This window comes from Dyella sp. AD56, assembly GCF_002878475.1.
GTDB lineage: Bacteria > Pseudomonadota > Gammaproteobacteria > Xanthomonadales > Rhodanobacteraceae > Dyella.
This window is the reverse complement of the sequence record NZ_NRDP01000029.1, coordinates 26,122-37,360: the sequence shown is the minus strand read 5'-3', so window position 1 is coordinate 37,360 and position 11,239 is coordinate 26,122. Positions and strand designations below refer to the sequence as shown.

Genomic DNA, 11,239 nt, shown 5'->3' with positions numbered 1-11,239 from the left:
CCATGGAAAACCAGAGAAGCGGTGGAACTGGCCACGCTCGAATGGGTGTCATGGTTCAACCACCAACGCTTACTCGAACCCATCGGGTATATTCCACCCGCCGAGGCCGAAGCTAACTACTACCGTCAGCTGGCTTCCGACTTGGTGCAGGCCGCATGATCACTTAAACCAAATAGCCTCCGCGAAAACCGGGGCGATTCAAGGTATCGATCTTGGCATCGATGTTGGAGAGGTCACGCTTTCGCAAGTCAAGTGATGAGATCCGGGCTACCCCAAAAGTAGGACGCTAGCTACAGGTGCCGTGATTCGGCGGTGTTTTTCCCGGCTGTCATTCAGACCGTCGCAGTACGCCACCGACACAAGCATCAACTCGCTAGCATCTACACCATCAACGCATATCACGTTGATGGTGTAGCACATACTTCCGCTCATATTTGGTTAGGTTTGAGGATTAGTGAATGTCGTCGCTCTTCTTCGCAGGCGATTTCTGGGTATCCACTCTTACACTGCGCATCTCTCAAGATAGCGATGAGTGGTATGGCAGATGGTGGATCTACAATCGTCGGCCTGACTTAAAGGAGAACGCGGGGATGCATTCCATGGCTGAGGGTACCACTGACGTTTATGCTAGCGAATGCGATGCCGACCGAGCAGTAGAAAAGGAAGGCCGGCGACGCGCGCTGATAATGACGCGCTAAATGCGACAGGAAATGCCGCGAGGTATCCATTTCCAACCATACAAGGTGGCGCGGTGAGTAACCGCCTTGGCGAATATACAAAGGGCGGCAACGCGCCTCCTTTTTGTAAGTAATGTGAGCGTTTCTCTTCAAAGCTAGGCAGGTCTATTGCCTCTAAATAATCACTTAAAAGTGGATCTGTTTGTTCTTGGACTAATCCTTGGTGCCCCTCCACCGGACCTGCCGCAACTGGTCGATCAGTCTTATCCGCGATAACTTGAGCGAATCACCTAATCTTATAGCCCATACGAACGATCGGCGTGGACCGGATCAACGCTCGCTCGGCCGAACGCCGGTATAACGACACTTTCCGCTTTGCCGTCAAATTTTAATATCGTCGGGCTCGAAAACCACAGGGCAATGATGCAAAAGCCCGCAACTAAAGCTAGCTGGTCATACGCCCTAATAACTTACCCAAGCCTGACGTAAACATGGTGTTCGCATCCGTCATCGACAAGTGGGATCTGATTCGTGCCGATTGTCTCGCCATCTAGCTCAATCAAAGCTACGCCATAGTTGACGCGGTCTGGATTCTCGATCGCAATCACGTACCGCGTGAGGCCGTGCTGACCACCACGATGGCGATAGATAATGTCGAAGCGCGGCCAGGACTTGGGAATGCAAGGATTGATTCGCAGGTGCCCGCCAAGTCGCTGAAAGCCTAGGATAGCCTCCAGTCCAGCGCGATAGAGCCAGCCCGCCGAGCCGGTATACCATGTCCAGCCGCCACGACCGATATGGGGACTCTCTGAATAGACATCGGCGCAGGCGACATACGGCTCAACTCGATAGCGGGCAACTGCATCCGCCGTTTCGGTGCGGCGGATGGGGTTGAGTATGTCGAACAATTTTGCCGCTCGATCACCCTGCCCGAGCATCGTGTAAGCGAAGATCGACCAGGTGGCGCCATGAGTGTATTGACCACCGTTCTCACGCATCCCGGGCGGATAACCTTTGATATAGCCGGGGTTCAATGGCGTGTGGTCAAACGGCGGCGTAAAAAGCAGCGCAATCTGCTCATCGTCCCGTATCAAGTATTTATCGACAGCGTTCATCGCCTGCACCGCATGGATCGGATCCGCCGCTCCAGACATCAGGCTCCACGACTGCACGATGACATCGATCTTGCACTCTTCACTCCCGTTCGAACCTAGGGGCGTGCCATCGTCGTAGTAACCCCGCCGGTACCATTCACCATCCCAGCCAGCCGCGCCATTAAGCGCGTTCTGTAAGCTCGCGGCATATGCCTGCCAGCGATCTACTCGCAACTGCTCGCCACGGACGCGGGCATACGGCAGGAAGTCCCGGATCGTCGAGAGCAGGAACCAGGCCAGCCAGGTGCTTTCGCCGCGCCCTTCCGCACCGACGTTATTCATACCATCGTTCCAGTCCCCCGTGCCCATCAGGGGAAACCCATGCGCGCCCAGTGTCATGCCGGAATCGATCGCACGCGCAGCGTGGTCGTATACACTGCCACGCTCGCTGTCGATGCTCGGCTGGTAGAACGCATCGGTGTCGCCGTCCTTGATGAGCGGCCCGTCGAGAAATGGCACGATCTCGTCCAGAACCGAGTGATCGCCCGTCGTCGTCACATAGTGGGCGGCGACGTAGGCAAGCCAGATTCGGTCATCACTGATCCGTGTGCGGATGCCCTGACCCGATGGCGGAAGCCACCAGTGCTGCACATCGCCCTGCACGAACTGTCGCGCTGTAGCCCTTAGCAGGTGCTCGCGCGCTAGATCTGGACGAGCCACACACAGGGACATCGCATCCTGCAGTTGGTCGCGGAATCCATAGGCACCGCTCGCCTGGTAGTAAGCCGTGCGCGCCCACATACGGCACCCAAGCGCCTGATAGAGCAGCCAGTCGTTAAGGAGAATGTCCATTGCGCGATCTGGCGTGGTGACCTGTACGGTGTCGAGCAAGTCACACCATTGCGATCGAACGTCATCTAAAACAGCATCGAGGTCGATCACCCGGTATTTCTGCACCAGCAACCGCGCCTCCGTGATCTCCAAGGCCTCGCCAAGCATGAGCCGCAGGTCAATCTGCTCGCCGGGTACCAGCTCAATAGCGCTCTGCAGCGCCCCGCAGGGATCCAGTCCGGCGCCCAACCGCCCAGACAGTGGTGAGTTGCCAATCAGGGCGAGAGGACTATCGACCGCGCCAAGCCGACCAAGAAACTCCAGGCGGCTGCCGGTCATGGATCGCTGCAGGCCGCCGAAATCCATGAAGGCCACTCTGTCGCTAAATTCGGTGCGCCAACGATTGCAGGCGAAGAGCGCCCCGGTCACTGCATCACGCGAGGTTGACACGAAGGGGGCCGGCACGGTGCCGTTGGCACCCAGTGCCCATGCTACGTATGCAGTAATCGACAAGCGTCTTTTGCGACTCGAACCATTGCGGAGGCGAAGTCGAGAGAGCTTGATCGGATCGTGCGTCGGCACGAACTGCAGGAGATCAACCTCGATGCCATGTGCAGTATGGCTGAAACGACTATAACCCTTGCCGTGCTCAATCAGGTAAGTCGCATTAGCGACGCGGATGGGAGCTGCGGTGGCGCTCCACAACTGACCACTATCCTTGTCGCGCAGATACAACACCTCGGAAGGAACATCGCTGACCGGATCGTTTGGCCAGGGCGTCAGTGGATTTTGTTGGCTGTTGCTCGACCAGGTATAGCCACCGCCTTCGGCCGAGACAAGAAATCCAAACCCCGCATTGGCAATGACATTGACCCAGGGGCTTGGCGTGCTCCGCCCCCCCTGAAGGGTGACGGTGTAACTACGACCGGCACTGCTGAAACAACCCAGACCATTGTCGAACTCCCCCGCGGGTATCGCAGCGACTGGCCGGGAGACAGAAGCGGCGCCGGAAGCCCGTTGCACAAACCGCGCGGGCATCTCACCGATAGTAGAGCGCCGCCGCGTAACCGAATCCGGGAGACCGGTCGCGGCGTCCACCACGATACGTGCCGCAGTAGCGAGGCCGTTCCGTACCGTGTCGGAAGTCTCATTATGACGAAGCACAAATGCCTGCGCCCTGATGTGCGCACTGTGACCCTTGAGCCAATCGTTCTGCGCACCAACCCGTTCGCTCAACATCACATGCAATGCGGCGCCATCCCTATCACCAGCCTCCAGCACCACAAGGTCAATACCCAGCTGCTTCGCGTGCCAATAGCGCTGAGCGAGAAGCAGCTCCTCGACACATGTCATGTCGGAGCTGTGGGTGATCCGCAGCAGGATGATCGGCCGGTCACCGGAGATGCCGCAACTCCACAGCACTGGCGCTCCACCAACGCCTCGTTCAAGCAACGCTGTGATCGATCTGAACGCAGAGGTGGCATGCAGCAATGCTGCTGTGATGCCATCGAAACGCTCGGCCAGGTATGCGTCGATTCCCAGGCGAACCTGCTCATTTCTTGCATATGCCGCCGCACCGGCGAGTATGTCGTCATCCGTCACGCGATCGCCCAACGAGCGGATCAAAGCGAGCACGTCAGCACGCGAGTTGGCCAGCGCAGTTAGGAATGTAACCTGCACACTGGCGCCGGCCGCTACGCGCACTTGGCGTCGAACACTGAAGACAGCATCCAGCACGCTGCCATGGGTCCCCGACAACACGGCACTCGCCTGCATGGCATGGGCGTGGCGAAGCGTTCGGCCACGGCCAAGAAAGCGCATGCGGTCCGACTCATATTCGCCACCGTTGTCGGCGCCAGGCGGAGCCACGGCCCGATGAGCGGCCCATAACTCGGGTTCACCGGGTGACCGCCGTCGACGCGTAGCCAACAGTATCCCATCCTGCTCTACCCACTCTGTTTGCACGAACATCTTAGAGAAGGCAGGGTGGGCTGCATCTGCACCGGCCGGCCCAAGCACCAGTTCCGCGTACGATGTCAGAGAAATTCTGCGTGCGCGCTCACCCGAATTGGAAAGTGTGACGCGCCGCCATTCCATGTCCCTATCCGAAGCCACCGCGATATCCAGCCGGGCGATCAGCGATTCCTGCTGGCACGTCATGCTTACGTGACCATCGCAAAAATTATTCGCGTAAATGCCGTCAGCGATACCGTATGGCTGGAGCGTCGGTGACCAGGTTTCGCCGCTCTCCTCATCCCGCAGTAACAGGTAGCTTCCCCAGCTATCACCCACGGGCTCTTCGCGCCAACGCGTGATAGCAAGCCCACGCCATTCGCTATAACCAGATCCCACTGCATTCAACATCACTGTATAGCGCCCGTTTGAAAGCAACTGCGCTCGCGACGATGTATCCAGGGATGGCGACGAGAGTGGCGGCATGGGGCGTCGTAACTCCAGAGGCGCGACGGTGAGTTGGATTTCGCGCCGCGAGCAGCCGAGCATACGGCCGGATGGGAGTAATGCCGTGTGAAGTCTCCAGTGTCCCGGGACGGTTATGTCGAGAAACAGCGTCAACAACAACGTCTCGCGTGCCTCCTACACGCGACACATGCACCCTTATGCGACATCATCCCTGACCATCATCCGGATGATGTTGCGAAGCTCAATCTGTTCAGGCGCCCTATCAGGGACTCATTCGATGGCACCGCTGACTACACTCACGGATGAAGCCATGCTCGATCGACTGCAGCATGCGGCGTTCGAGTACTTCCTGCTGAACACAAACCCAAGCAACGGATTGGTTGCTGATACCTCCCGCCTCGGGTCGCCTGTCAGCATTGCCGTGGTGGGCTTCGCGCTGTCTTCGTATCCCGTGGCCGTGGGGCGAGGCTGGCTGGATCGCCGCGGCGCAGTTCAGCGCTGCCTCGCTGCTCTGCGCTTCTTCCGCGACAGCGACCAGAGCGGGAGCCCCGAGGCCACAGGCTACAAGGGCTTCTACTACCACTTTCTCGACATGCAGAGCGGCGCACGCGTGTGGCACTCGGAGCTGTCGATGATCGACACGGCGTTACTCATCGCCGGCATGCTTGCAGCGAGTATGTACTTCTCCGCTGCGACGGAGGATGAAGCCGAGCTGCGTGCGCTTGCCGACTTTCTCTATCAGCGCATCGACTGGCGCTGGGCGCAGGGGGGCGGCGATACCATCCGGCAAGGCTGGAAGCCCGAATGCAGTTTCTTGCATTACGGCTGGGAGGGTTATAGCGAGGCTATCTTGCTCTACGCCCTGGCAATGGGATCGCCCACCTATCCCATTGCAGGAGCTTGCTACAAGTCCTGGACTTCCACCTACCAGTGGGAAAATCTTTACCACAACGACTATTTGTATGCCGGACCGTTGTTCGTGCATCAGTTTTCGCACGCGTGGATTGATTTTCGCGGCATCCACGATCGCTTTATGCGCGAGGTGCGCTCGGACTACTTCCAGAACTCGTGCAAAGCTGTCGCCATCCAGCGCGAGTATGCGCAACGCAATCCACACGAATTGAAAGGCTACGACGAGAGCTGCTGGGGCTTGTCTGCTTGCGATGGCCCCACCGACGAGCAGCCCGATGTGCACAACGCGCCCCGACGACTGTTTGGCTATGCCGCGCGAGGAGTGCCCTATGGCCCCGACGATGGCACGCTGTCCGCCCCCGCCGTCCTGGCATCGCTACCGTTTGCACCCGATGTCGTCCTGGATTCGATACGCCACATGATCGATCGGTATCCCGAAATGCTGGTGGATGGCCGCCTAGCGAGCAGCTTCAATCCGTCACACGTCAATGGACACGGCCAACCCTGGGTATCGGCGGGGCATTACGGACTCGATCAGGGCATCGTGTTCATGATGATCGAAAACTACCGCACTGAAGGGCTATGGCAGTTGATGCACAACTGTGCCTATCTCAGCAACGGACTGCATCGCGCCGGATTTCGCGGCGGCTGGCTGCCACCAGGCAACCTTCATGACGGAGAGTCACGCTGATGTCGCAGCCGCGCAACCCTTCAATCAGTGCGCCTCGCGATACGTATGAGCGCGAGCGCATGGCTCATGTGCGCCCTCAGGCCTGGAGCAATCCGAGCGTCTCGGGGCCTTATCATCTGGTCGTGATCGGTGCAGGTCCTGCCGGGCTCGCCGCTGCCGAGGTGGCCAGGGCACTGGGTGCCCGGGTGGCATTGATCGAGCGCAACATGATTGGAGGCGACTGCCTCAATGACGGTTGCATCCCTTCGAAAACCATGATCCGGACTGCACAAATGTATGCCGAGATGCGCGACGCGAGGCGCTACGGCGCCCAGGTACCATGCAATATCACCGTCGATTTCCCTGCCGTGATGGAACGGGTCAGGCGCATACGGACCCATCTCAGTGGCGACGATTCCGCTCAGCGCCTAGCCAAGAACGGCATCGACCTTTTCTTTGGTGACGCCCGCTTCTCTGGGTCGGATACCTTGACAGTCAAGGGAGAAGTGCTGCGCTTCGAGAAAGCACTGATTGCGACGGGTGCCAGCCCGATGATTCCGCCGATCTCCGGTCTGGCGGAAGCAAGCTATCTAACCAACGAGAACGTGTTTGACCTGACTGAATTGCCGCGCCGCCTTATGGTGGTTGGCGGCGGCCCGCTTGGCTGCGAGTTGGCTCAGGCATTCTGCCGACTCGGCTCTAAAACCACCATCGTGCAGGACATGCCATTGTTCCTTGGAAAGGAAGAGCGCGATGCCGCCCAGATCCTCTCCGATGCGTTTGCCCGCGACGGCATAGAGGTTCGACTGAACACCACCGCCATTGCCGTACGCGTGGAAAATGGCGAGAAGCTGGTTGACCTGGTCAGTGACGACTATCGGAGTACGGTGGCCGTGGACGCCATCCTGACCGGTACCGGTCACGCGCCCAACGTGCAGCAACTGGGCCTCGATGCAGCAGGCGTCGATTACGACCTCAACGACGGCGTCCGTGTCGACGACTTCCTGCGTACCAGCAATCCCAATATCTATGCCGCCGGCGACGTGTGCCTCGAGCACAAGTACACGCATACGGCCGAGGCTGCGGCGCACATCGTCGTGCAGAACGCCTTGTTCGGCGGCCGCGAGCGACTAAGCGAACTGGTCATTCCGTGGTGCACCTTTACCGACCCGGAGATCGCGCATGTGGGCCTCTATGTGCGCGAGGCTAATCAGTTGGATATCCCGATAAAAACCTTCACCATCCCCATGCACGAAATTGCGCGAGCGGTGACCGATAGCGAAGAAAACGGTTTCGTGAAGATCCACGTCAAGGGCCGCACTGACAAAATTCTTGGCGCCACCATCGTCGCCCGCCATGCCGGGGACATGATCAATGAGATCACCCTCGCCATGGTGGCAGGCATTGGCCTGCGTACGCTAGCGCGAGTCATTCACGCCTATCCGACGCAGGCTGCGGCGATCCAGCAGGCCGCAAAGGCATACTACCGCGCGCGCTTCACGCCAGGCATCCAGGCCAGGGCCCGCCGCTGGCTGGCCCGATAGCGGCTGACGAGGATGGCAGCGGTCGCCCTGTCACGTGACCTTGTCCGGCGCAGGCGCATCGTGTGTTGGCCTGTGGCAACGCTGCACCCTTCACACCATTCCAGGAGACGTCATGAAGATCGGCATGATCGGCCTCGGCCGCATGGGCGCCAACATGGCCCAGCGCCTCGTGGACGGTGGACATCAGGTGGTGGGTTTCGACCCCAAGCCCGAAGCGCGCAAGGACCTGGAAAGCAAAGGTGCCACTTCCGCTGATTCACTGGCCGCCCTGGTGGCGGCGCTGCCCGCTCCTCGTACGCTATGGCTGATGGTGCCTGCGGGGGACATCACTGATGGCACGCTTAAGCAACTGCTGTCGCTACTGGCTCCTGGCGACACCGTCATCGACGGCGGCAACTCCAATTACAAGGACACCATGCGCCGGGCCCAGACATTTGCTGGCCAGCAGTTCCATTACATCGACTGCGGGACCAGTGGTGGTGTCTGGGGCCTGTCCGAGGGTTATTGCCTGATGATTGGCGGCGAGGAGTCGGCCGTCGAACGCATGCGGCCTATCTTCGAAACACTTGCGCCGACCAAGGATCAGGGCTGGGGTCGGGTGGGCCCCGTCGGGTCAGGCCACTTCACCAAGATGATTCACAACGGCATCGAGTACGGAATGATGCAGGCCTATGCCGAGGGCTTCTCGATCCTTCAACACAAGCACGAGTTCGCCCTGGATCTGCACGAAGTGGCGGAGATATGGCGCTACGGCAGCGTGGTGCGCTCATGGCTACTGGACCTGACCGCAGCGGCGCTGGCGAAGAACCCGAGCATGACCGGCATCGCACCCTACGTCGCCGATTCAGGCGAGGGTCGATGGACCGTGGATGAGGCCATCGACCTCAATGTGCCTGCACCGGTGATCACCCAGTCGCTGATCGAGCGACTGCGCTCGCGCGACAACGACTCATTCTCCGACAAGCTGCTGTCGGCCATGCGCAACGAATTCGGCGGGCACCCCATCAAGAGCGAGTGAGTCGTTCGCCTGGCGCCTCATTCATTTCTTAAGCAGCGCCAAGGCGCGGGCGCAGACGTTGTCGACTGTGAAGCCATACTCACGCAACAGCACCTCTGCCGGCGCCGAAGCTCCGAAGTGCTCGACACCGAGCATGTCACCAGCTGCGCCAATATAGCGTTCCCAGCCCTGCGATACACCCAGTTCTATGGCGAGTCGCGCGCTGACCGATGGCAACAGCACGCGATCGCGCTCCGCTTGCGGCAACGCTTCAAACAGCTCCCAGCTCGGCATGGAGACGCAGCGTACAGCGATGCCCTGCCCTTGCAGGCGCTGCGCCGCCTCAAGCATCAGGCACACTTCGGAACCGCTGGCGATAAGTGTCAGCTCGGGCTTGCCGGAAGGCGCATCGCTCAGTACATAGGCGCCCTGGCGTAAGCCATCGGCGCTGGCATAGTGCTGACGATCGAGCGTGGGAAGATTCTGCCGAGTCAGTACCAACGCCACCGGACCATGCGCCTCCACCGCCACCCGCCAGGCCACCGCCGTTTCGTTGGCATCCGCTGGGCGGATCATGATGAGGTTGGGAATCGCCCGGAGGTTCGCCAGCTGTTCCACCGGCTGATGAGTGGGACCATCCTCGCCCAGTGCGATGCTGTCATGGGTGAACACATGTACGACATGCAGCCCCATCAGCGCGGCGAGCCGAATGGGCGGCCGCATGTAGTCGGAAAAGATCAGAAAGGTCGAGCCGAACGGGATAAAGCCACCATGCGCAGCAAGGCCATTCACGATGGCGCCCATTGCGTGTTCGCGCACACCGAAATGGATATTGCGTCCCTGCCAACTCCAGCCCGCCGGATCGGAGCCTTGCTTGTCCTCGTTGTTCGATGCCGGCGGATTGAAATCGCCGTGATCCTTCAGCGCCGTCTTGGTTGATGGATTGAGGTCGGCCGAGCCTCCGGTCAATGTCGGCAACCCTTGCGCTATCGCGTTCATGACTCTGCCGGATGCATCGCGCGTGGCGAGGCCCTTGGCATCGGCGGCGAACACCGGAATACCGGCGTCCCAGCCGCGTGGTAGCTCACCTGACAGACTGCGCTGCAATTCGACAGCAAGCTCCGGAAAAGCCTCCGCGTAAGCGCGCCGCCGCTCGTCGAACGCCGCCTCGTGATCGGCGCCCCGATCCACCGCCTGGCGGAAATGCATTAGTGCTTCGTCCGGTATCAGGAAGTCCGGCTCGGTGGGCCACCCCAGTGTCTGCTTGGTCTTACGCACGTCGTCCACGCCAAGTGGGGAGCCGTGGGCCTTGAAGCTGTCCTGCTCGGGCGAGCCGTAACCAAGGTGCGTCCGCACCAGGATCAACGACGGCTTGTGGCGTTCCTGATGTGCGGCATGCAGGGCTGCCTGGATGGCATCGAGGCCATTGCCGTCGTTCACCCGCACAGTGTGCCAGCCGCAGGCTTCGAATCGCCGCGCGCGGTCCTCGGAGAACGTGATGTCGGTACCCGCGGAAAGGGTGACGTAGTTATCGTCGTAGAGGCACACCAGCTTGCCGAGCTGCAGATGTCCAGCCAGCGAAACGGCCTCCGATGCCACGCCTTCCATCAGGTCGCCGTCGCTGACGATGGCGTAGGTGTGATGATCGATCACGGTATGGCCAGGACGATTGTAGCGTGCCGCCAGTTGCGCTTCGCCGATGGCCATGCCCACGGTATTGGCCATGCCCTGCCCCAGTGGCCCGGTGGTGGTTTCGACGCCCGGCGTGTGGCCGCGCTCGGGGTGCCCCGGCGTCTTGCTGCCCCATTGGCGGAACTGCTTGATATCGTCCAATGAGAGATCGTAGCCCGTCAGATACAGCAGGCTGTACAGCAACGCCGAGCCGTGTCCAGCCGACAGCACGAAGCGATCACGATCCTCCCACGCAGGGTTGCGCGGGTTGTACCTCAACCATTGGGTCCACAGCACATAAGCCATGGGGGCAGCCCCCAGCGGCATGCCGGGATGGCCACTATTGGCTCTTTGCACCATGTCCACCGAAAGGGAGCGGATGGTATTGATGCACAGCTGATCGAGTTTGGTGAACATGTCGG

General features: G+C 60.1%; 5 protein-coding genes and 1 pseudogene. 4 read left to right on the top strand and 2 right to left on the bottom strand.

The genetic code is table 11. The features are described from left to right. Positions 1–159 (top strand): annotated as a pseudogene (locus DyAD56_RS18745) (IS3 family transposase); the annotation flags it as partial. 988 nt (positions 160–1,147) lie between these two features. Here DyAD56_RS18745 and DyAD56_RS18735 read toward each other — a convergent pair. Continuing rightward, on the bottom strand, positions 1,148–5,041 hold the full coding sequence (locus DyAD56_RS18735; protein ID WP_102304364.1) for a glycosyl transferase family 36: 3,894 nt from the start codon (positions 5,039–5,041) through the stop codon (positions 1,148–1,150). 259 nt (positions 5,042–5,300) lie between these two features. On the opposite strand from DyAD56_RS18735, the gene DyAD56_RS18730 reads away from it, so the two are divergent. From DyAD56_RS18730 to gnd, 3 genes are all read left to right on the top strand, one after another. Continuing rightward, the gene (locus DyAD56_RS18730; protein WP_102304363.1) at positions 5,301–6,626 is read left to right on the top strand and encodes a glucoamylase family protein; all 1,326 of its coding nucleotides are present in this window, start codon (positions 5,301–5,303) and stop codon (positions 6,624–6,626) included. Further along, positions 6,626–8,149: a mercuric reductase gene (locus tag DyAD56_RS18725; RefSeq protein WP_102304362.1), complete on the top strand. Its 1,524-nt coding sequence runs from the start codon at positions 6,626–6,628 to the stop codon at positions 8,147–8,149. The genes DyAD56_RS18730 and DyAD56_RS18725 overlap by 1 nt, the downstream gene beginning before the upstream one ends. Positions 8,150–8,261: 112 nt before the next feature. Next, positions 8,262–9,167, top strand: a complete 906-nt coding sequence (gene gnd / locus DyAD56_RS18720; RefSeq protein WP_102304361.1) for a phosphogluconate dehydrogenase (NAD(+)-dependent, decarboxylating) — start codon at positions 8,262–8,264, stop codon at positions 9,165–9,167. A gap of 21 nt (positions 9,168–9,188) precedes the next feature. Here gnd and tkt read toward each other — a convergent pair whose 3' ends face one another. Further along, the gene (gene tkt, locus DyAD56_RS18715; RefSeq protein ID WP_102304360.1) at positions 9,189–11,234 is read right to left on the bottom strand and encodes a transketolase; all 2,046 of its coding nucleotides are present in this window, start codon (positions 11,232–11,234) and stop codon (positions 9,189–9,191) included. Positions 11,235–11,239 lie beyond the last annotated feature (5 nt).

What these genes read in the sequence shown, in the direction of transcription:
- DyAD56_RS18735 (WP_102304364.1), bottom strand. Translation starts at nt 5,041, where the DNA reads ATGCCGCCACTCTCGTCGCCATCCCTGGATACATCGTCGCGAGCGCAG.
- DyAD56_RS18730 (WP_102304363.1), top strand. Translation starts at nt 5,301, where the DNA reads ATGGCACCGCTGACTACACTCACGGATGAAGCCATGCTCGATCGACTG.
- DyAD56_RS18725 (WP_102304362.1), top strand. Translation starts at nt 6,626, where the DNA reads ATGTCGCAGCCGCGCAACCCTTCAATCAGTGCGCCTCGCGATACGTAT.
- gnd (WP_102304361.1), top strand. Translation starts at nt 8,262, where the DNA reads ATGAAGATCGGCATGATCGGCCTCGGCCGCATGGGCGCCAACATGGCC.
- tkt (WP_102304360.1), bottom strand. Translation starts at nt 11,234, where the DNA reads ATGTTCACCAAACTCGATCAGCTGTGCATCAATACCATCCGCTCCCTT.